This is a genomic window from Ideonella sp. (assembly GCF_041914305.1).
In the GTDB taxonomy this organism is placed as follows: domain Bacteria; phylum Pseudomonadota; class Gammaproteobacteria; order Burkholderiales; family Burkholderiaceae_C; genus Ideonella.
The window spans coordinates 636,946-657,728 of the sequence record NZ_JAYSDQ010000001.1 but is presented as its reverse complement, the minus strand read 5'-3'; the positions used below and the strand labels follow the sequence as shown (position 1 = coordinate 657,728).

At 68.8% G+C, this 20,783-nt stretch carries 15 protein-coding genes, 1 pseudogene and 1 riboswitch; of the genes and pseudogenes, 4 read left to right on the top strand and 12 right to left on the bottom strand.

Annotated features, from left to right (window positions below):
* The 4 genes and pseudogenes from ACE3SG_RS02680 to ACE3SG_RS02665 all read right to left on the bottom strand — a co-directional run.
* Positions 1-1,364 (bottom strand): annotated as a pseudogene (locus ACE3SG_RS02680) (hypothetical protein); the annotation flags it as partial.
* 25 nt (positions 1,365-1,389) lie between these two features.
* The gene (locus ACE3SG_RS02675; RefSeq protein ID WP_374562401.1) at positions 1,390-2,451 is read right to left on the bottom strand and encodes a hypothetical protein; all 1,062 of its coding nucleotides are present in this window, start codon (positions 2,449-2,451) and stop codon (positions 1,390-1,392) included.
* Positions 2,452-2,471: 20 nt separating this feature from the next.
* Positions 2,472-2,984 carry a lysozyme gene (locus ACE3SG_RS02670; RefSeq protein WP_374562400.1) on the bottom strand — a complete coding sequence of 171 codons (513 nt, stop codon included), beginning with the start codon at positions 2,982-2,984 and terminating at the stop codon, positions 2,472-2,474.
* Positions 2,985-3,356: 372 nt separating this feature from the next.
* Positions 3,357-5,180: an ATP-binding protein gene (locus ACE3SG_RS02665; RefSeq protein WP_374562450.1), complete on the bottom strand. Its 1,824-nt coding sequence runs from the start codon at positions 5,178-5,180 to the stop codon at positions 3,357-3,359.
* A gap of 244 nt (positions 5,181-5,424) precedes the next feature.
* Positions 5,425-5,516: riboswitch (cyclic di-GMP riboswitch) on the bottom strand.
* Positions 5,517-5,615: 99 nt separating this feature from the next.
* Here ACE3SG_RS02665 and ACE3SG_RS02660 point away from each other — a divergent pair.
* Both ACE3SG_RS02660 and recJ read left to right on the top strand, forming a co-directional pair.
* Positions 5,616-6,557, top strand: coding sequence for a hypothetical protein (locus ACE3SG_RS02660; protein WP_374562399.1), 942 nt, complete (start codon positions 5,616-5,618; stop codon positions 6,555-6,557).
* 11 nt (positions 6,558-6,568) lie between these two features.
* Positions 6,569-8,290 carry a single-stranded-DNA-specific exonuclease RecJ gene (gene recJ / locus ACE3SG_RS02655; RefSeq protein WP_374562398.1) on the top strand — a complete coding sequence of 574 codons (1,722 nt, stop codon included), beginning with the start codon at positions 6,569-6,571 and terminating at the stop codon, positions 8,288-8,290.
* 18 nt (positions 8,291-8,308) lie between these two features.
* Here the strand turns inward: recJ and ACE3SG_RS02650 are convergent, their stop codons facing one another.
* On the bottom strand, positions 8,309-9,862 hold the full coding sequence (locus tag ACE3SG_RS02650) for a hypothetical protein (protein WP_374562397.1): 1,554 nt from the start codon (positions 9,860-9,862) through the stop codon (positions 8,309-8,311).
* A 194-nt stretch (positions 9,863-10,056) separates the two neighbouring features.
* On the opposite strand from ACE3SG_RS02650, the gene ACE3SG_RS02645 reads away from it, so the two are divergent.
* A complete protein-coding gene (locus ACE3SG_RS02645) occupies positions 10,057-10,680 on the top strand; it encodes a hypothetical protein (protein ID WP_374562396.1) in 624 nt (207 codons plus the stop codon).
* 34 nt (positions 10,681-10,714) lie between these two features.
* Here ACE3SG_RS02645 and ACE3SG_RS02640 read toward each other — a convergent pair whose 3' ends face one another.
* From ACE3SG_RS02640 to ACE3SG_RS02610, 7 genes are all read right to left on the bottom strand, one after another.
* Positions 10,715-11,803 carry an ABC transporter ATP-binding protein gene (locus ACE3SG_RS02640; RefSeq protein ID WP_374562395.1) on the bottom strand — a complete coding sequence of 363 codons (1,089 nt, stop codon included), beginning with the start codon at positions 11,801-11,803 and terminating at the stop codon, positions 10,715-10,717.
* A 2-nt stretch (positions 11,804-11,805) separates the two neighbouring features.
* A complete protein-coding gene (locus tag ACE3SG_RS02635) occupies positions 11,806-13,182 on the bottom strand; it encodes a GH1 family beta-glucosidase (RefSeq protein ID WP_374562394.1) in 1,377 nt (458 codons plus the stop codon).
* 24 nt (positions 13,183-13,206) lie between these two features.
* Positions 13,207-14,040, bottom strand: a complete 834-nt coding sequence (locus ACE3SG_RS02630; RefSeq protein ID WP_374562393.1) for a carbohydrate ABC transporter permease — start codon at positions 14,038-14,040, stop codon at positions 13,207-13,209.
* Complete coding sequence (locus tag ACE3SG_RS02625) at positions 14,027-15,007, bottom strand: carbohydrate ABC transporter permease (RefSeq protein WP_374562392.1); 981 nt, start codon at positions 15,005-15,007, stop codon at positions 14,027-14,029. The genes ACE3SG_RS02630 and ACE3SG_RS02625 overlap by 14 nt, the downstream gene beginning before the upstream one ends.
* 11 nt (positions 15,008-15,018) lie before the next feature.
* Entirely contained in the window at positions 15,019-16,260 is a 1,242-nt protein-coding gene (locus ACE3SG_RS02620) for an ABC transporter substrate-binding protein (protein WP_374562391.1), read from the bottom strand.
* A gap of 216 nt (positions 16,261-16,476) precedes the next feature.
* Positions 16,477-18,867, bottom strand: coding sequence for a TonB-dependent receptor (locus ACE3SG_RS02615; protein WP_374562390.1), 2,391 nt, complete (start codon positions 18,865-18,867; stop codon positions 16,477-16,479).
* Positions 18,868-19,070: 203 nt separating this feature from the next.
* A complete protein-coding gene (locus tag ACE3SG_RS02610) occupies positions 19,071-20,165 on the bottom strand; it encodes a LacI family DNA-binding transcriptional regulator (protein ID WP_374562389.1) in 1,095 nt (364 codons plus the stop codon).
* 72 nt (positions 20,166-20,237) lie between these two features.
* Here ACE3SG_RS02610 and ACE3SG_RS02605 point away from each other — a divergent pair, with 72 nt between their 5' ends.
* Positions 20,238-20,780 (top strand): cupin domain-containing protein, encoded by a 543-nt coding sequence (locus tag ACE3SG_RS02605; RefSeq protein WP_374562388.1) that lies wholly within the window; start codon positions 20,238-20,240, stop codon positions 20,778-20,780.
* The last annotated feature ends 3 nt before the right edge of the window (positions 20,781-20,783 follow it).

The following is a 20,783-nucleotide window of genomic DNA, read 5'->3' as shown; positions in this document are numbered from 1 at the left end:
GATGGCGATGGCGATGGCGATGGCGATGGCGATGGCGATGGCGATGGCGATGGCGATGGCGCCGCCTCGACCTTGATGACGATCTGTTGCGTCTGCGCGGGGTTGCTCCTGTCGCTCACCAGGATGCGTACTTCCGTGGGTTTCACCTTGTCGCTGGCGGTGACGATGACGGTGTTGGCAGAGTCGCCTTCGAAGTTGGTGCCGAGTCCATCCGGCAGTGCACCCAGGACCTTGACGCGGTAGTTGGGCACGCCTCCCTTGATCTCGAAGCCCTTGTTCTCGGCACGCCCCTGGATGAAGGTCAACGTGGGAGGCACCAGCTCGAAGGGCTTGATCACATCGGCCACGTTGCAGGCCTTCAATGCGGTGATCGCGGCAGGTGCATCTACCTTTTCCAGCGAGGCGTTCACGTTTCCATGAACGGTCTCGAGTTCCGACAACGCTTTGTCAAGCGCCTCGATTTCTGCGGCCGCCGGGGCTTCGCTTTCGGCTTTCGGCGTTCCATCGGGCGCCGGCGCGGCCTTGGGCGTGGTCGCCGCTGCGGACTTGGGCAGCGCACTAGGCACGATGGCGTTGATCTGCTTCGGCAGGTCGGCGAGGATGTCCTTCACTGTGGACGGAGGCAGCGAGATGTTGCCCATGACCTGCGTCACCTTGCTGGAGATGCGGTTCACGGTGGCGGAAAGCTCGCTGCCTCGCGATGCCCGCAATTGCGTCTCGCCAGCCTCCTGCGTCTTGGCCGCCAGCTTCAGAGCCTCGTCTGCCTTGGCCAGCAAGGATGCGATGGTCTGGTCGATCTCCGCGGTGATGTCGATCCGTCCCCGACGCGCGGTCAACTTGACCTGCGCCAGCTCGACAGCACGCCTGCGGCTCCTGAGCTCCTTTAGGTAGGCCACCAGTTGCTCGCGTTGGCCCTCTTCCATCTCCAGCGGCACGATGGCTTCACGCGCGCAATCCAGCGCGTCGATACCCGCCTGCCACACGTCGATGCGCCGCTTGTCGAGCTGCGCGGTGGTGAGCCCATAGGTCGTGCCGCCCACCACGCCCGTGGTGACCAGCACGTCCCGGTGCACATTGGAAGCCGCCCCCAGCATCACGGCGCCCAGCCACACCAGGCCGGTGATCGAATTCTGAGTTGTGCCTGTCTGGTCGCGAATGGCCTCGTAGTAGGTAGCCCGCACATGGTTGAGCTTGGCGATGGCCTGCGTCATGGACGCTGGCTCGCCGCCCGGTGCGGGGCTGGCCTCCAGGCTATGCCCCGCGACATCCAGCTTGACGACGGGGTTGGCGCACCCGCCGAGAAGAGCCAGCACGGCGATGTAGACGAGTCGACGCGCCGGAAGATGGCTGCTTGATCTGGGCATGTGCTTCTCCTGGGTGCGGAGCGCCCTATTCGGGCATGGGCGAGTAGCCGACCTTGGCTTCGGCCACGGTGTCGGCGATCTGGGCTGCGTCGGCGTCGGCCTTCTTCTCGGGAATCTTCAGGCCCACGTACGTGGCTGCGCTGATGCCCATCAAGGTGAGAAGTGAAGGGTCGAATTCGGGCATCGTCAGTTGGCTCGCGACGTGGAAGAGGAAGACCAGACCCAACGCGATGGTCATGACGAGCATCTGGAAGCGGTGGATCGTGACGCCATCGGCGTCGCTCAGCAGGTCGCGAAAGAACACGCCCTTGAGGCCGTCGCTGGTGGCACCGGGGCCGCCGATGCCGACGGACGCGGCTGTCGTCGCGCTGGAGATGCCCAGGAGCGTCAATGCCTGGGCGCTTATGCCCGGCGTCTCGCCCGTCACCAGCCACAGGAAGACGAAACTGGCGAAGACGATCGCGAACCACCAGGCCATCTGCACCCTGGCCAGGCTGAAGGTGCGCTGTGCCAACGGTACCCCTGGCGCACCACTGTCTCGTACGAGGGCGGTGCGGGCGCCGAGGTAGATCATCGCGCCCCAGACCAGCACCACCAGGGCCACGCCGCCCGGTGCCCACCACTCGAAGATCACGAGCAAGACCTTGGCATCCGCAGGCGCAAGGTTGTCGCCTGTGCCGTCGGTGCGTTGGATTTGATAGTGCAGTGTTCGCGGGCTTCGCAGCGTCTTCAGCGGGTGGCCCAGAATGACCGACCAGACGGTGTCGCTCTTGGCTTCGTCGGCCGCGTTGGCGGGCGCCGTGTGCTTGAAGTTGAAAACGGCCTTCGACGTTTCCTTCTCGGAATCCTGGCAGCCAGCGCTGCGCAACCCGGTATCCATACCCTCGACGAGGAGCATGAGCGAGGTAGATGCCAGCTCATTGCAGCTGGGCGACGCCAGGCGCTCGAAGGGATGCACGGTGTTGATGCGCAGGGTGTCGTCGCCGGGCGGCAGTTCGTTGCGCTTGCAGAACCACATCACGACGGCCACCACCATGACGTACAGCACGAGCCAGATCAGGCCCTTGCGATGCTCTTGCATGGACATGGAAAACTCCCTCGGTCGAATCACGGAGCCAGGAGGAACAGTTCGCGCTCAGCGCGGCGGCGGTTGACGAGACCCGCAAACGGTTTGCCGCCGGCCAGGATCCAGCGGCCGAACTGGCCCGCCGCGCCGCGGCGGTCGTCGCGGTTGAGCAAGCGCAGCAGAGTGGAGCTGCGCAGATTGGCGGCTCCCAGGTTGAACGTGAAGCTCACAAGCGCCGCGAATTCGTTGTCATTGAGCGGCACTGCCACGGCCGCGCTGACATCGCGCCCGGCGTCCATCAGGTCGCCTGCGAGCAAGGCCTCGGCCTGCGGTTCCGTCAACCCGCCCGGATACAAGGCCGCGGCCGTGGCCCGGTCAGACTCTCCGCGCAGGAATCGGCCTTGATGGCGAATGGCATGGCCCCAGCCGATGGTCCAGATGGCCACCGGGTCCAGATAGGGATCGATGTTGACGGTGGACGGGTTGCCGTCAGGAATGCCTTCGAACGACTTGACCAAATCAATCCCTGCCTGATTGACCTCGCGCTGACCCATGAATCACCCTCCTGGCTGGCCGCAGTCTCATTGCTGCGCCTCGGGCCGTCATCCGCTCTTCTGATGAGCGAATTTCCTGCGGGGACAGGGAACGGTGGCTCGTTCGACCTGCCTCTCGCGTGGCGCGTGCGACGGACCCGAGTACTTTGGATGCTCCCTAGATCAGTGCGGTCTAGCCACGGGGAAGCGGTCGTTGGCGAGCGACCGGTCGTGGCCGTCCACAGACAAGTTGATGTGTACGAAGCGAACGGCAGCTCACGCTGCTGAGCAGCCCCGCCCTCGAACCCATCGACTTCTCACAAGCGTCGACGTTGCCAATCACGCCCTGATCGCGCTGATCACGAGCCGATCACCGGGGCCCTGACCCGCACCTCACCCCAACTCATCACACCGCGCCAGCCGCACACTGAACGTGCTGCCCTGCCCCGGCCGGCTGCTGATCTCGATGTTGCCGCCCATCTGCACCAGCAGCAGCTTGACGATCACCAGGCCGAGCCCGGTGCCTTCGACGCGCCAGTGCCGTGTCAACCGCCGAAAGGGTTGGAACAGCTCCTTGATCTCGTCGGCGGCCAGGCCCTCGCCCTGGTCTTCGAAATCGACCCACAGTGCGTCGCCGGCCACGCGCGGCACCACCGCCAGCCGCCCGCCGGGCCGGTTGTACTTGCAGCCGTTGGTCAGCAGGTTGACGAAGACCTGCTCCAGCCGCACCGCGTCGGCCCGCACATGCCAGGCCGCGGCCGGCAGGTCGGCGTCGATCGCGATGCCCAGCGCCTGGCGCTGCGGCTCGACCTGCTGCAGCGCCGACTGCAGCACCGAGCCCAGGTCGACCGGGCCGACGCTGACGCTCAGTTGGCCCGAGTCGATGCGCGTCACGTCCAGCACATCGTCGACCAGGTGCAGCAGGTGGTGGCCGGCCGCCACGACCAGGCGGGTGCGCTCGGCCGCCGATGGCGGCAACGGCTCGGCCGGATCGCTCAGCATCAGCTGCGAGAAGCCGAGCACTGCGTTCAACGGCGTGCGCAGTTCATGGCTCAGGCGCGACAGAAACTCCATCCGGGCACGCCCGGTGCGCTCGGCGGCGGCCTTTTCGATGGTCAGCCGGGTGCGCTCCTCTTCTTCGCTGACATCGTGCACCACGCCCAGCACCCGCAGCACCTGGCCATCGCTGCCGAGCTGCTGAAAGCCCACGGTCTCGAGGAAATGAAGGCTGTCGTCGCTGTGGCGCACCCGGTAGCGCACGCGAAACGGCGTGCCGTCGCGGCGGCTTTGTTCGAGCACTTCACGCAGGCGGTCGATGTCTTCGTCCAGCAGCAGGCGGCGCCAAGCCTGGCGCTCGACATAACCGCCATCTTCGCCGGCTGCCATGCCGAACAACGCGCTGGCGCGGGCGTCCAGGTGGTAGCGGTCGTCGCTGGCGCGCCACTCGAACACGCCGATGCCGGCGACCGCCGCCGCCAGCGACCAGCGCTGGTGCGCCTCGGCCAATTGGCGGCGGTTCTTCTCGCTGCGTCGCAGCGTGCGGCCGGCCGAGGTCACCACCACCGCCCCCATCAGCAACGCCAGCGCGGCCACCGCCGCCTCGAGCGCGTGCAGCGTCTTGCGCGAGGCGATGCCCAGCGACTCGGAGAAGCGCTTTTCCTGCGTGATCAGGCGCGCATCGAGATCGTCCAGCCGCGCCTCCAGCTGCGCCAGCTCGCCGTCGCCCAGCCGCTGCGGCCGCTGCAGCCGGGCCTGCACCTCGTGGCCGGTGGCGCGCAGCTCGGCGATCAGTTCGTCGCCCTGGCGCCACGCGACCACCGCGTCGCGCATCAACGGGCTGCCGCTGAATGCGTGGTAGAGCCAGGCCATGCCGTCGACATCGTCGACATGGTTGCCACCGCGCAGAAGACCGGCCCGCGCGCGCTCGAAATCGGGCTCGTCCGCGTCGAGCGCCTCGCGCGCATCGCGGTCGCCCAGCGGCGCGTCGAGGTCGGCTTCGAAACGCCGGTAGGCCGCCGGAGAGCCTGTCGCCGCGAACAGCCGCAGCTGCGCCACGGCCCCGCTGCGCCCCTTGGACCACAGGCTCTCGCCCCCGACGAACGCCCGCACCGCCGACAGCACCTGGTAGCCGCCGATGCACAAGGCCAGCAGCACACCGATGACGACGACAAAGGGCACCAGCACGCCGGCGCCGGGCGGGCGATGGGCCGCCGGCATCTTCACGCGGCGCTCACCAAGGCGGTGACGACCACCCGCTGACAGCCCGCAGGCCGCCCGGGCGAGCCAGGTGTACGGGCCACGCACGGCCCGGCGAGGTCAAGACACATCCGCAGCTCCCTTGCCCCATGTGCAAGAGCACACCCGCTGTAGAGCCGCATCGCCTGCGGAAAACGATTGCCGAGCACCGGCAGCAGGCCGGTCGACGGCGAGGTGCCCAGGCCACGGCCTAACACCTCGTCTGCATGGCAACCCCGCTGCCCGCACCGCAGGAAGCGGCGTGTGGACCGGTGGCTTTGCGACCCCGGCTTTCGCGCGGGTGTGCCCTTGTCATGGTTTGTGAGCGATCGACTGTATCGGAATGAAAACGGCCATGCACCTCTCTCTGGGAGAACTTTGTGCCGCTGTTGGCAGGCGGCGACCGATAATTCACGGATGCACCTGGTGCTTCCGTTCGCCTCCGCCTTGTCGCCCGCTGCCGGGCAGGCTTTGTCCACCTTGCAGTTGCCCGCGCTGGAGCGCCTGCTGGCCCGGCTGGCGCCGGCCCGGCGCGACGAGGGCGACGAGCTGAGTCTGAGCCCGCCGCACGAGCGCGTGCTGGCCCGCGCCTGGGGCTGGCCCGAGGCCGACGACGGCCTGCTGCCCCTGGCCGCCCAGGCCGCCCGACGCGACGGCCTGGCGGTCGAGCCCGGTGACGACGGCTGGGCCTTGCTGAGCCCGGCGCACTGGCATGTCGGGACCGAGCAGGTCTCGCTCGGCAACCCGCTCGCGCTGGGGCTGGACCACGCCTTCTCGCGCCTGCTGTTCGACACGCTCGCGCCGCTGTTTGCCGATGGCGGCTGGCAGCTGCTGTGGGGTGCGCCCACCCGCTGGTACGCCCGCCACCCCAGCCTGGCCGAGCTGCCCAGCGCTTCGCTCGACCGCGTGATCGGCCGCAATGTCGACCTGTGGCTGGGCAGCCACCCGGGCGCCCGCCTGGTGCGGCGGCTGCAGGCCGAGGCGCAGATGACCTTGCACCAGCACCCGCTGAACGAGGCCCGCGAGGCCGAGGGCCTGCTGCCGGTCAACTCGTTCTGGCTCAGCGGCACCGGCCCGACCCAGCCGCCCGCAGTGACCGACGGGCTGCAGATCGACGAGCGCCTACGGGGCCCCGCGCTGGCCGACGACTGGACCACCTGGGCCGAGGCCTGGGCCTCGCTCGACGCCGGGCCGGTGGCGGCGCTGCTGCACCGCGCCGAAGCCGGCCAAGCGGTGCAGATCACGCTGTGTGGCGAGCGCCACGCCCAAACCTTTGCGCCCATCGACCGCCCATGGTGGCGGCGTGGCCTGCTGGCCCCGCGGCGCGAGAACCCCGCGCCCTGGCTGGCCGATCTGTAGTACCACCCCCGATGTCTTCACCCACCCTGCTGACCCGCGACGTGCCGCCGCGCACCGCCTTCGCGCTCGAACAAAGCGGCGTGCACCCGCTGCTCGCGCGATTGTTCGCCGCCCGCGGTGTGCGAAGCCCGGCCGAGCTCGACGACGGCCTGGGCCAACTGCTGCCGCCCACCGAATTGCGCGGCAGCGCCGAGGCGGCCCGGCTGCTGGCCGACGCGATCGAGCAAGGCCAGCGCCTGTGCGTGGTGGCCGACTACGACTGCGACGGCGCCACCGCCTGCGCCGTGGCCTGGCGTGGCCTGGCGATGCTCGGCGCCGCGCCGGGCACGCTCAGCTATGTGGTGCCCGACCGCCAAGTGCACGGCTACGGCCTGACGCCGACCATCGTCGACCTGGCCCGCGCGCAGCAGCCCGATGTGCTGGTTACCGTCGACAACGGCATCGCCAGCATGGCCGGCGTGGCGCATGCGCGCTCGCTGGGCATCCGCGTGCTGGTCACCGACCACCATCTGCCGGCGCTGATCGACGGTGCGGTGCAGTTGCCCGACGCCGACGTGATCGTGAACCCGAACCAGCCCGACTGCAGCTTCGCGAGCAAGGCGCTGGCCGGTGTCGGCGTGATGTTCTACACCCTGCTCGCGCTGCGTGCCGAGCAGCGCGCCCGTGGCCGCTTCGACGCCACCAACCAGCCGCGGCTCGATGCGCTGCTCGACCTCGTCGCGCTCGGCACCGTGGCCGACGTGGTGAAGCTCGACGCCAACAACCGCCGCCTGGTGGCGCAGGGGCTCAAGCGCATCCGCTCCGGCCGCATGCAGCCGGGTGTGGCGGCACTGTTCGCCGCCGCATCGCGCCGCTGCGAGATCGCGTCGGCGTTCGACTTCGGCTTTGCGCTCGGGCCGCGCATCAACGCCGCCGGGCGCCTGTCCGACATGACCCTCGGCATCGAATGCCTGACCACCGACGACCCGCTGCGCGCCGCTGAACTGGCACGCCAGCTCGACGCGATCAACCGCGAGCGGCGCGAGGTCGAGGCCGGCATGCGCGAGCAGGCCGAGGCCTTGCTCGACAACCTGATGCCCGAAGGCGCCGCGCCGCCGGCCGTGGTGCTGTTCGACCCCGAGTTCCACGAAGGCGTGGTCGGCATCGTGGCCGGCCGCATGAAAGACCGGCTGCACAGGCCGACCTTCGTGTTCGCGATCGGCAATGATGGGCTGTTGAAAGGCTCGGGCCGCTCGATCCCCGGCTTTCACCTGCGCGACGCGCTCGACCTGGTCAGCAAGCGCCACCCCGGCGTGCTGAAGAAGTTCGGTGGCCACGCGATGGCCGCGGGCTGCACCCTCGCCGAAGAAGACTTCGAGACCTTCGACGCCGCCCTGCAGGCGGTGGCCCAGGAATGGCTGCAGCCGGCCGCACTGGCCCGTACCCTGGCCACCGACGGCCCGCTTTCGCTCGAATACTTCAACGCCGAGACCGTGGCCAAACTCGATGCGCAGGTCTGGGGCCAGGGCTTCGAAGCGCCGGTCTTCTGCGACGAGGTCGAGGTGATCCAGCAGCGCCTGGTCGGCGAAAAACACCTGAAGCTGCGGCTGCGCCACCAGGGCCAACTGCGCGACGCGATCTGGTTCGGCCACGCCGAGCCGCTGCCCGGCAAGGTGCGCCTGGCCTACCGCTTGAGCCTGGACGAGTTCCAGGGCCAGCAGCGGCTGCAGATGGTGGTTGAAGCGGCGGTCTGACCCGGCCGCTTCAACCCCCTACGGCTGCGCGCGCTGGCGCCCCTGCACCGACAGCACCCGCCCGGGCGCCAGCTCCAGCGCAGCGTCGAAGGCAGCGGCCGCTTCGGCCCTCCGGCCCAGCGCCAGCAGCACCTCGCCGAGCAATTCGTTGCCGGGCTTGCGGATCGTCGGCGGGCCGAACTCGTAGGGCAACGCGGCCTCGTCGGCGGCGGCCTTGCGCAAGATGGCCAATGCGCCTTCGGTGTCGCCGCGGCGCAGCGCTTGCAGGCCGTGCAGTTGGTCGAGGTGGATCTGCAGCGCCAGGCGTGACGGGTGCCTGGCAGGCAGGCCGGCCTCGTCGATCGCGGCGCGCACGCGCGCGGCCGATTTCTCGGCCCGTTCGACCACGCCGTCGGCCGATTCGGGCGGCGGCCGGCGCAGCGCCATCAAGGCATCGACATGGTCGCGCTCGAATTCAGCCACCGGCACCGCCGACAGGTCGGCCGTCATCGCCGCGGCCTCGCCGGCCCCATCACCGGTGTCGATCAGGTAGCGCGCGCGCATCGCGGCAAAGCTGGCGGCCGAGCTGCCGTCCACGTCCAGCAGGTCGGCGCCTTCGGACAGGCTCGGCCGCCGTTGCGCTTCGTCGGCACAGGCCGCCAGCACGCGCCGTGCGTCGGCCAGCCGGCCTTGCTGCAGGTAGCCGTATTCGAGCCAAGCCGGCCCGTGGCCGCAGCCCGATGGTGGGCGGCCTTTCGCCGCGCGGGCCTGGTCGGCAATGCGCTTGGCGGCCTCGTTGGCCTGCACGACCTCGTCCCACATGCCCATCGCGATGAAGATGTGCGAGGTCATGTGCTGGGCATGCGCCGCCGCCGGCGCGATCTTCGAATAGGCGCGTGCCGCGGCCAAGCCCAATGGCGCATGCAGCGGGTCATCGACCGCATGGATCAGGTAGTGCGCCGCGCCGGGGTGCTGCGGGTAGGCATGGAAGGCCTCGGTCATCAGCGCAGCGGCCTTGATGTAGCTCGGCAGATGCCGGCCCTCGTGCGAAGTGCCCATCAGGGCCAGCGCGTAGAAGCAGGTCGCGTCGATGTCGTTCGGAAAGCGCTCGTGCAGCTGGCGCATCGCGTCGGCGTAGCGGCGGTCGCGGTCGAGCTTGTCGCCTTCGCCGTACAAGGTTTCGAGCGCATCGAGGTAGGCCTTCTCGCGCTCGGTCTGGGCCTTGGCCCGGCGCAACGCCGGCGTCTCGCCCAGCCGCAGCAACGCCGCCCGCGCCGCCACCCGGTCTTGCTGCGCCCACAGCGGGTGGTTGTAGGTCATCGCCTCGCCCCAGTAGGCCAGCGCGAAATTCGGGTCGGCCTTCTGCGCGCGCCGGAAGGCCTCGGCCGCGGCCCAGTATTCGAAGTTGTGCAGCTGCGCCAGGCCGATCAGAAAGTCGCGCTGCGCGGCCTTGGCGCCAGAGTTGGCGAAGCTGACCGCCCCCACCTGGCTTGGCGACACCGATGCATCGCCGCCATGGGCCTGGCACAGCGGCAAGGCCATCACCCAAGCCAGAGACAGCCCGATCGCGCCGCTCAGTCGTGTCTTGTTCATGGTGCCATCTCCGCCAGTCGATGGCGCGATGTTGCCATCACCTCGAACTGGCATTCGGCCCCGCGGGCGCGCCAGCCGCCTTCGCGCCGTTCGCCGCTGTTTGCCTCGGTTTGCTTATGCGGCCCTGATGCGCCGCGGCCCAGAATCGGCGCTCCGCCGTTGTTGCCGCCGCCGCCCGCCCGATGATCCAGCTGATGATCAACCGCCCGCTCGATGCCGAGCAGGCGACCGACCAGACCGTCTTCGGCGGTCGCCCGTCCGCGCCGCTGGGCCGGCTGATGTGGCCGCAGTGCCGCTGGTGCCAGGGTGCGATGCAGTTTCTGGGCCAGTTGCGCATCGACGCCGACGGCGACCGTGACGACGACGCCTTGCTGCTGCTGTTCATGTGTCGCAACCGGCCGGGCATGTGCCACCAGGGCGAGGCCGAATCGGGCGGCAACGCGGTGCTGAGGGTCGGCCTCGCCGATCTGCAATTGGTTGACCCGCCGCCCACCGGCAAGACCCTGCGCGCCACCCGCTACGCCGCCGCGGTGACGCCGATCGAGCAGGCGCTCGACTACCCCAGCGCGGCCATGGGGTGGGCCACGGCGACCGGCACCGACACCCGCCAGGTGCTCGGCCAGATCGGCGGCACCGCCCATTGGGAAGAACTCGACGAGACGCCCACCTGCCCGGCCTGCGGCGAAGCGATGCGGTTCACCGCGCTGCTCGAGCAAGGCCCCGATCGCAAGACCGAGATGAACTTCGGCGGCGGCTGGGCCTATGTGTTTCGCTGCGGCTGCGCCGCCAAGACCGCCCGGTTGCTGCTGCAGTGCTGACGGGCGCGCGGCGCATCACACGCCGCACGCCGCATCAAGACGCCGCGTCCAGGCGATGCCCTTCGGCGTCGAACGCCAGCAGGTGGCCCGGCTCGGCGGCCAGCTGCACCTTGGCGCCGCGCGGCGGCAAGGCCGTCGTCGCGGTGATCTTCAGCGCCAGCGGCTCGGCCAGGCCGGCCAGGCTGACGTAGGCCACGCTGGTATCGCCCAGTTGCTCGACCGTGTCGATCTCGCCGCTGATCGCGAAGCCCGCGTCGTCGCCGACCAGGTGCAGGTGCTCGGGCCGCACGCCGACGGCCGCCACCCGGCTCGACGACACACCCTGCCCATGCGGCCAGCGCAGCAAGCCACCGGGTACTTCGAGCGCCGTTTCGTTGGCGCCCTGCACCGGCAGAAAATTCATCCGCGGTGAGCCCAGGAACCCGGCGACGAAACGGTTCACCGGCTGCTGGTAGACCTGCATCGGCGGCCCAACCTGCTCGATGCGGCCGTTGTTGAACACGGCGATGCGGTCCCCCAGCGTCATCGCCTCGACCTGGTCGTGGGTGACATAGACGATCGTCGTGCCCAGGCTGCGGTGCAGGTGCGCCAGCTCGATGCGCATCTGCGTGCGCAAGGCGGCATCCAGGTTCGACAGCGGCTCGTCGAACAGAAACACCTTGGGCTCGCGCACGATCGCGCGGCCGATCGCCACGCGCTGGCGCTGGCCGCCCGACAGCTCTTTCGGCCGCCGCGCCAGCAGCGCCGTCAGCTGCAGCCGCTCGGCCGCACGCTGCACCGCCTCGCTGATCTGCGCCTTGGTCTTGCCGGCCATGCGCAGGCCGAAGCCCAGGTTCTCGGCCACCGTCATGTGCGGGTACAGCGCGTAGCTCTGGAACACCATCGCCACGCCGCGCTGCGCGGGCGGCAGATCGGTCACGTCGGTATCGCCGATCAGGATGCGGCCGGCGCTCGGCTCTTCGAGCCCGGCCAGCATGCGCAGCGTGGTGCTCTTGCCGCAGCCCGAGGGGCCGACCAGCACCATGAACTCGCCTTCGTTGACCTGCAGGTCCAGCCCCTGCACCACCGGCGCGCTGGCGCCGGGGTAGGTCTTGGCAACGGCTTCGAAGCGGACGGCCGACATGCTCAGGGCGCCTTCGGCGGCTCGTTGCCGGCGTGCTGCGCCTGGATGAACGCGCGGTACCAGTGCGCGCTGTCTTTCGCGGTGCGCACCTGCGTCTCGTAGTCGACATGGAACAGGCCAAAGCGCTTGGCGTAGCCCGAGTTCCATTCGAAGTTGTCGAGCAGGCTCCAGTAGAAGTAGCCGCGCACGTCGACACCCAGCTCGATCGCCCGGGCCAGCGCGGCCAGGTGCTCGCGCAGGTAGGCCACGCGCTCGGCGTCGGCCACGCGGCCGTCGGCGTCCACACGGTCGGCGTTGGCCATGCCGTTTTCGGTGATGTAGATCGGCGGCGGCGAGTACTCGCGCGTGATGCGCACCAGGTGCTGCGTCAGCGCCTTGGGGTAGATCTCCCAGCCCATGTCGGTGAAGCCGTGCTGGCCCGGCGCCGGCACCTTGGGCTGCTGGGTGCTGATGTAGCTGCGGGTGTAGAAGTTGACGCCCAGAAAGTCCAGCGGCTGCGCGATCTCGGCCAGATCGCCGGCTTCCATGCGTGGCGCATCGGCGCCCAGGTGCTCCAGCACATCGGCCGGGTATTGGCCGCGGAACACCGGGTCCATGTACCAGCGCACGTTCAGGCCGTCGTCCAGCCGAGCAGCCTTGCGGTCGGCTTCGAGCTCCGTCGCCGGGAAGGCCGGCGTGTGGTTCAGCACGATGCCCAGCTGCGTCTTGGTCTCTGCCCGCATCGCCTGGATCGCGCGGCCATGCGCCAGCAGCAGGTGGTGCGAGGTCTGCATCGCCGCCGCGCGGTTGGTCTTGCCGGGCGCGAACTGCGCGGTCTCGTAGCCCAGCGTCGCCACGCACCACGGCTCGTTCAGGGTCGCGAGCGACGCCAGCCGGTCGCCGAAGCGGCGCGCCACTTCGGCCGCGTAGTCGGCAAAGTGCGGCACGATCTCGCGCGCCGGCCAGCCGCCCAGTTGCGTGTGCAGCGCGAGCGGCAGGTCCCAGTGGTAGAGCGTCGCGTGCGGGGCGATGCCGGCTTCGAGCAGGCAGTCGATCAGGCGGTCGTAGAACGCGAAGCCGGGCTCGTTCCACAAGCCGCGGCCCAGCGGCTGCACGCGCGGCCAGGCGAACGAGAAGCGGTAGGCCTTCAGGCCCAGCCACTTCATCAGCGCCACGTCGTCGCGGTAGCGGTGGTAGTGGTCGCAGGCCACGTCGATGTTCGAGCCGTCGTTGATGCGGCCGGGCTCGCGGCAAAAGGCGTCCCAGATCGACGGGCCCTTGCCGTCGAGCGCGCCGGCACCTTCGATCTGCGCGGCGCTGGTCGCCGAGCCCCAGGCAAAGTCGGGGCGAAAGGCTGCGCGGTGGGCCGCCGCAGCAAAGTTCGTGTCGTTGGAGTTCATCGTCTTTCGGGTACGCAGGTGCGGTCAGCCGCGAACGGCGCCGGCGGTCAAGCCCGCGACGAGACGCCGCGCGCTGAAGAAGAAGGCCACCAGCAGCGGCAGCATCGCGATCGCGCTGCCGGCCATCAGGGCCCCCCATTCGGTGTTGTTGGGGCTTTGCATCGAGCGCAAGGCCAGCGGCAGCGTGTAGTGCTCGGCCGAGCGCATCACCACCAGCGGCGCCATGAAGTTGTTCCACGACGCGATGAAGGTGATCAGCCCCAGCGTGCCCAGCGCCGGCCCGAGCAGCGGCAGCACCACGCTCCAGAAGATGCGCAGCTCGTGGCAGCCGTCCATGCGCGCGGCGTCGAGCAGGTCTTTCGGGATCGCCGAGCCGATGTACTGGCGCATCATGAAGATACCCAGCGCGCTGGCCGCCGCCGGCACATACAGCGCGCGTGGCTCGTCGATCCAGCCCAGCACGTCCATCACCATGAAGCTGGGAATCATGTTCAAGAAGCTCGGCAGCATCATCGAGCCCAGCACCACCGCGAACAGCGGCTTCTTGAAGCGGAACTCGTAGACCGCGAACGCATAGCCGGCCAGCGCGCACAGCAGCAGGTTGAGCGCGGTCGTCAGCACGGCCACATACACGCTCATGCCGAGGTTGCGCCAGAACGGCAGGCGCTCGGTCAGCAGGTCGATGTTGGTCAGCAGCGCCGAGCCAAACCACACCGGCGGCGGCGAGTTGAAGATCGCCGCGCGGCCATGCGTCGCGAAGACGAAGGTGAACCAGAAAGGCGCGACCAGCAGCAACGCACCGGCGCCCACCAGGGCCCATGCCGCCACCGAACCGGGGCGCAGGTCACGACGACGCATGCTGCCCCCCCGTGCGGCCGAAGAGCTTGCTGTTGCCCCAGGTCAGCGCCGCGATGATCAGGAACAGCAGCCACGACACGGCCGACGCGGTGCCGAAGTCGCCATCGCTGAAGGCCAACCGGTACATGAAGATCGCGCTGGTCATCACCGACTGGCTGACGCCCTTCTCGGGGTCGACCAGGATGAACGGCTCTTCGAACAGCTGCAGGTTGCCGATGATCGTCAGCGTGACCGCGAAGAAGATCATGGGTTTCAGCAACGGCAGCGTGATGAAGCGAAACTGCTGCCAGCTGCCGGCGCCGTCCAGCGTGGCGGCCTCATACAGCTCGTGGTCGATCACCTGCAGCGCCGACAGGTACAGCACCAGGTTCCAGCCGAGAAAGCGCCAGAAGACGACGAAGGCCACCGCCGGCTTGGTGTAGGTGGCGTCGCCCAGCCAGTCGATCGGCTCGTTCATCCACGGGCCCAGCACCGCGTTGATGACGCCGTAATCCTTGGAGAACAGCGTGCTGAAGATCAGCGCAATCGCGACGCTGGAGGTGATGTAGGGCACGAAGTACGCCGCCACCACCGCATTGCGGCTGCGCTTCAGGTGGCGGTGGATGAAGTAAGCCAGCGGCAACGCGACAAAGTGCTGCGGCACGCCCGACACCAGTGCGAACCACAGCGTGTTGTAGAGCGACTTGTGGAACCACGGGTCGGTGGCGGCGAACACGTAGTTCTCGAGGCCGACCCAGCGCATCGCGCCCAGGCCGGCGGCCGGGTCCCACTGGTGCAGCGAGAGCCAGATCGAGAACAGCAGCGGGAACACGCCGAACACGATGAACAGCACGAAGAACGGCGCGATGAACAGGTACGGCGCCCAGCGGCGCATGCGCCAGGCAGCGCCCGGCTTGCGGGCCTGCGCGCGCGGCACCACGCGCGCGGCGGGGGGCGGGCTGGCGGGGGCGGCGTAGGTCTGGTCCACGCGCGGCTCCTTCAGCGGCGGGCCCGGCGCTCGATCAGCGCGCGTGCGTCCGCCAATGCGGCGGGAATCGCCTTGCCCTCGGCCACCACCTTCTCGAACTCGTCGCGGATCACGTCGGTGGCCATCGCGTCGTACTTGGTCACCGGCGTGGCCGGCACCTGCGCGGCGATCTCGCGCCACAGCTTGCGCGCCGGCTGGCCGCCGAGGAAGGCCAGCGGCTCGTCCATCACCGGGTCGTTCTGCGCCTCGATCAAGGCCGGGAAGGTGTCGAGCACCTTCAGCGAGTTGAGCTGCGTGGCCTTGTTGGTGGTCATGAAGCGAATGAAGTCCCACGCCTCGGGCTTGTGCGCGGCCTTCTTCGGGATCGCGTAGAACGAGCCGCCGTAGCTGCCGGCCTGGCCGCTGGGCAGCACCGCCGAGCGCCACAGGCCCTTGGTGTCCGGCGCGAGCCAGTTCTTCAGGTGGCCGGTGAGCCACGCGCCCATCATCTGGCTGGCGATGCGGCCTTGCTTGAAGCCGGCCGCCCAATCGTTGGTCCACGGCGAGACCTTGGCGTCGAGCCCGGCCTGGCGCGCTGCGCGGCCCAGCTCGAACGCGCGCACAAAGCGCGGGTTGTCGACCAGCACCTTGCCCTGCGCGTCGAAGTACAGGCCCTCGCCGTCTTTCAGGCCGGTGCGCAGCACGATGTCGCGAATGTCGGCCGCATCGGCCAGCAGGTAGGCGCCGGTCTTGGCCTTGATCTTCTTGCCGGCCTCGATGTAGCTCTCCCAGCTCTTGGTCAGCTCGGCTTCGGTGACACCCGCCTTGTCGGCCACGTCCTTGCGGTACAGCAGCGTGCCGGGGCCGATGTCGGCCGGCATCGCGGCCAGGTTGCCTTTGCTGCCTGTCGCTTGCGCAAAGGTGTATTTGACGAATTGGCTGCGCAGCGCCTGCGCGTTGTACGGCGCCGCGTTCAGGTCTTCGAGGCCGCCGCTTTCGGCGAACTTGCCGATGAAGCGAAAGTCGACCGCCATCACGTCGGGCAGGCCCGAGCCGGTGGCCAGCGCGGTGGTCATCGCGGTGTGGTGGTCGGCGTACTGCAGCGAGACGATCTTCAGCTCGACCTGCGGGTACTGCTTTTGAAAGCTCTCTGCCGCGGCCTTGGAGGCACGGTCGAGGTCGGGAAACGTGGCCACCGTCAGCGTGGTCTTCTCAGCCCACGCGGCGTGGCTGATCACCAGCGCCAGGGTGCAGGCCGTGGCCTTGCTGAACATGGTGGTCGCGTCCTCTGCGGTGAAAGACATCGGTCTGAAAAAGGACCCGGCGCCGGCTGTGGTGTGGGCGGGCGCCGGGGAAAGGTACGGCGTGGGCAAGGAAACGAAGGGCCGCCCCGAGTTCCTTGTCCCCCTCGGGGGGGCGGAAACGTCAAGGACGTTTCCTTGGGGGCCCCCGTTTCGCCGGGGCCGCGAGAGGAGCGGCCCCTGGGGCGATCAGAAGCGATAGCCCATCTTGGCGCCGTAGGTGCGTGGCGGGTTGTAGAACGAGGTCCAGGCGGTGCCGTTGACCCACGAGGCGTCGGTCTTCACGTGCTCGTCCGAGGCGTTGACGACGTAGCCTTCGAGGAACCAGCGGCCCTTGGGCTCTTCATAGCGCAGGCTCAGGTCGACCGTGGCGTAGGCGTCCTGGAAGCGGGCATCGGGCGTGGCGCGGGCCGCGGCCGAAGCGTTCGGGCTGATGTCGCCAAAGGGGCCGAGCTTGGTGCGCGTCTGGTAGTGCACCTGCGCACGCGGCACCACCAGGCCGCCGCCGGGCATCGTGAAGTCGTGCTCGTAGGCGAAGGTGGTCGAGAACTTCGGCGCGTGCGGCAGTTGCTCGCCCTTGAGGTTGACGGTGTTGGCTTCGTTGCCGGCGCCACCGCAGGTCAACAGCGCCGAGTCGCAGGTCAGGAAGTCGTCGTACTTCGCATCGAGGAACGAGAAGTTACCGCTGAAGCGATCGGCCTTGCTCATGCGCCAGCTGAACTCGGCCTCCAGGCCGCTGATCGTCGCCTTGGCGGCGTTGCTGGTCACCAGCTGCTGCTGGCCATTGCTCTGGTACTCGATCGACGAGACCTGCATGTCCTTGTACTTCATCATGAAGGCCGCGACATTGATCGCCAGCGAGCGGTCGAACAGCTCGGTCTTGGCGCCCAGCTCGTAGTTCGTCAGGAACTCGGGCTTGTGGCGACGGCCGCCGTCCGACAGGCCGCCGGACTTGAAGCCGGTCGACACGGTGGCGTAGGTCAGCAGGTCTTTGCTGGGCTTGAACTCGAGGCGGCCGAGGTAGGTGTTGGCGTCGTCTTCGGTCTTGCCGTCGTTGTGGCCGCCGCCCGGCCAGGTGCCGTAGTCCGGCGCCGGCAGCGCGTCGTCGTAGTCGCTGTTGCAGGTCTCGCGGTTGACCGGGCCGCCCGGGCCGATCAGGTGGCCGCCGGTGCCGACGGTGGCGCCGAACTGTGGGCAGACCCAGTTGCGGCCGCCCACGTCTTCCTTCTTCTCCGACGTGTGGCGCGCACCGGCGGTGATCGCCCATTCCTTGTTGAACTTGAAGGTGCCCTGGCCAAAGACGGCCTGCGATGACAGCGTGCGTTGCGGCTGGATGAACGACATCGCCCAGGCGGTGTCGGTGTCGGCCACCGGGTGAACGATGATCGGGCCGGTGGTGCCGACGACCGGTGAGGTCGAGATGTCGATGTCGAAGCGGATCTTGTTGTCTTCGTTGATCGAGAACAGCCCGGCGATCCACTGGAACGCGCCGTCGTCGGTCGACTTCAGGTTCAGCTCGTGCGTGTTGTTGTCGAAGCGCGACCACTCGGTGCGGTGCTCTTGCTTGAAGCCCGGCGAGACGCCCGCGTCGTTGTCGCTGGCGTTGGTGCGCGACATGCTGCTGACGCTGCCGATGTAGCTCAGCTCGATCGACGGCGTGATCGCCCAGTCGATGCGGGTGCGGAAGGTCGTGTTGTCCTGGTCGAGCGCCCCCGGGGTGTCGATCAGCGCCGAGTTCCACTTCTGGCCGGCGCGCGGCGTCTGCATCAGCGAGACGTTGCCGGTGCCCTGGTCGCGGTAGTACTCGAGCGCGGTGGTCGTGTGCAGGTTCTCGGTCGGGTCCCAGACCAGCGTGGTGCGGATGCCCTGCTGGTCGCTGGCGCCATACTTGCGCGCGCCGGGCTGCACGTAGGAACGCTCCTGGTACTCGACCCAGCCGTCTTGCCGGTCGCTGATGGCGGCGATGCGCAGCGCAGCGGTCTCGGCCAGCGGCACGTTCATCGCGGCCTGCACGCCGATGTGGTTGCGGTCGCCGACGACGACACCGAACGAGCCGCTCGAATCACCGAACTTCGGCTTGGCCGTCACCAGGTTGACCGAGCCGGCGGTCGCGTTGCGGCCGAACAGCGTGCCCTGCGGGCCGCGCGCCACTTCGACGCTGGCCAGGTCGTACATCAGCACCGTGGCGCCCTGCGGCCGCGGCGAGTAGACCCCGTCGACGTGGAAGGCCACGGCCGGGTCGCCCAGCTCGGTGTGGTTGGTCGAACCGACGCCGCGCAGGAAGACGTGCACGCCGCCCGAGTCGCCGTGCTGCTCCACACTCAGGTTAGGCACCAGCGCCTGCATCGTCGACAGGTCCTTGACCTGCGCCTTCTCCAGGTCCTTGCCCGAGAAGGCCGACACGGCCAGCGGCGTGTCCTGCACCAGCGTCAGCCGCTTGGTGGCGGTGACGGTGACCTGCTCGACCGCGCCGGTTGCGGGCGCCGCATCGGCCGTCGGCTTGTCTTGCGCCATCACACCGGCGCCGGAGAGAACGGCGACCGGCACCAGGGCCGTCACCACATGCTTCTTGCTGATCACCACCATGTCTCCTTCTGTCGTTTGTCGTGGCCGTGCGCCGCGATGAGCGGCCCCGCCAGCGGACCACCTTGGCCCTGCCTCCGCAGGAATGACAACGTTGTCTAATCTGGCGAAGCGGATTCTGACAACGCTGTCATTTCACGTCAATTGAGGGTCTTCCCGAGGCCTTCATTCGTGGGTTGGCGTGCACGCCACAGCGGGCGTCAGGCCTTGCGTGCCGGCTTGGCAGGGGCCGTCGAAACGGCCGCCCGGCGCTTGCGCGATGCGAGCGCCATGGTCGAGTCGCGCGGCACCAGCTGGTGCGGCAGCACGCGCTCGGTCGGCAGCGTTTCGTCGCCATCGGCGGTGGCGGCCGGCGTGACCAGCATGTCGACCGCCATGCGCGCCATGTCCTCGATCGGCTGGCGCACGGTCGTCAGCGGCGGCCAGACCAGCGTCGCCGCGGGCGAATCGTCGAAGCCGGCGATCGACAGCTCGGCCGGCACCTGCAGGCCCAGGCGCTGCGCGGCCGACAGCACACCGAGCGCCATGTCGTCGTTGCTGGCGAACACGGCCGTCGGCCGCTGGCGCTGGGCCAGCAGGTGGTTGGCACCGGCCACGCCGCTGGGAAAGGTGAAGTCGCCCTGGTAGACCAGCGACTCGTCGACCACCAGCCCGTGCGCCTTCATTGCCCGCTTGAAGCCCTGGTAGCGCAGCTCGGACGCCGCCTGGTCGGGCGCGCCGCGGATGAACGCGATGCGCTCATGGCCCAGCTCGATCAGCAGCTCGGTCACCTCGGCCGCGGCCTGCACATCGTCCATCCGCACCGTCAGCAGCGCGGGGTCGTGCTCGCCGGGCGAGATCAGCACGGTCGGCGTGCCGCTGTCGGCGAGCACCTTCAACACCTGCGCGTTGTCGCACAGCGGCGGGGTCAGGATCATGCCGTCGGGCCGCAGCGCGGCGACCATGCGGTCGACCTGCGCTTCGATGTCCGGTGCGTCGTCCTCGATCGATTCGACCACCAGGTGGTAGCCGGCCTCGCGGCAGCGCACCGCCGCGCCCTTCTGCACCCCGCCAACAAATGACGCGCTGGGGTCGTAGTACAGCAGCCCGATCAGGTAGCTGCGTGCCCCGGCCAGGCTGCGCGCCGACAGCTTGGGCCGGTACTTCAGCTGCGCCACCACCGCCAGCACCTGCTCGCGCGTCTGTTCGTGCACGCCGGCTTCGCGGTTCAGCACACGCGACACGGTCTTGATCGACACCCCGGCCTCGCGGGCCACGTCGATGATGGTGGGGGCGGACGATGGTCGGCTGCTCACTGGGGCCTTGTTCTTGACGGTAGGCTGAAGGCCCCGCACTGTGCCACAGCCGCCCCGCGGTTGCATGCCGACATGACACAAGACAACCCTCCCACACCGCCCAGCTCGAAGAACGCCGACGGCATCTACGAGCCTTTCGACAGCGCCCAGGTGCCGTTCGAATCGTTCAGCCGCGGCGAGCGATTCGAGATGCGGTGGCAACATTTGTCGAGTTACGGCGGGGGTACACAGATCGGCGTCGCGATCGAGACCCTCGCCCCCGGCAAGCAGACCAACCAGGCGCACTACCACCTGCTCGAGGAAGAGCATGTGCTCATCCTCGAAGGCGAGTTGACGCTGCGGCTGGGCGACAGGCACTACCTGATGAAGGCCGGCCACTATGTCTGCTTCCCGGCCGGCCAGAAGGCGGCCCACACGCTGATCAACCACAGCGACGCGCCCTGCCGCTATGTGCTGGTCGGCAACACCCAGCCGCACGACGTGATCTTCTACCCCGACACCCAGCGTGTCGGCGTCAAGCTGGCCGGGCAGAGCTTTCGCACCACGGCGACAATGGACTATTGGGACGACGTGGTCACCGATCAGCCGCCCGACATCCCCCGCACACCTGACTGAGCT

Bases quoted from the DNA above. Each gene is read 5' to 3' on its own strand.
- ACE3SG_RS02635 (WP_374562394.1), bottom strand. From the start codon at position 13,182: ATGAACTCCAACGACACGAACTTTGCTGCGGCGGCCCACCGCGCAGCC.
- ACE3SG_RS02630 (WP_374562393.1), bottom strand. From the start codon at position 14,040: ATGCGTCGTCGTGACCTGCGCCCCGGTTCGGTGGCGGCATGGGCCCTG.
- ACE3SG_RS02620 (WP_374562391.1), bottom strand. From the start codon at position 16,260: ATGTTCAGCAAGGCCACGGCCTGCACCCTGGCGCTGGTGATCAGCCAC.
- ACE3SG_RS02650 (WP_374562397.1), bottom strand. From the start codon at position 9,862: ATGAACAAGACACGACTGAGCGGCGCGATCGGGCTGTCTCTGGCTTGG.
- recJ (WP_374562398.1), top strand. From the start codon at position 6,569: ATGTCTTCACCCACCCTGCTGACCCGCGACGTGCCGCCGCGCACCGCC.
- ACE3SG_RS02670 (WP_374562400.1), bottom strand. From the start codon at position 2,984: ATGGGTCAGCGCGAGGTCAATCAGGCAGGGATTGATTTGGTCAAGTCG.
- ACE3SG_RS02660 (WP_374562399.1), top strand. From the start codon at position 5,616: ATGCACCTGGTGCTTCCGTTCGCCTCCGCCTTGTCGCCCGCTGCCGGG.
- ACE3SG_RS02605 (WP_374562388.1), top strand. From the start codon at position 20,238: ATGACACAAGACAACCCTCCCACACCGCCCAGCTCGAAGAACGCCGAC.
- ACE3SG_RS02640 (WP_374562395.1), bottom strand. From the start codon at position 11,803: ATGTCGGCCGTCCGCTTCGAAGCCGTTGCCAAGACCTACCCCGGCGCC.
- ACE3SG_RS02645 (WP_374562396.1), top strand. From the start codon at position 10,057: ATGATCAACCGCCCGCTCGATGCCGAGCAGGCGACCGACCAGACCGTC.
- ACE3SG_RS02665 (WP_374562450.1), bottom strand. From the start codon at position 5,180: ATGCCGGCGGCCCATCGCCCGCCCGGCGCCGGCGTGCTGGTGCCCTTT.
- ACE3SG_RS02675 (WP_374562401.1), bottom strand. From the start codon at position 2,451: ATGTCCATGCAAGAGCATCGCAAGGGCCTGATCTGGCTCGTGCTGTAC.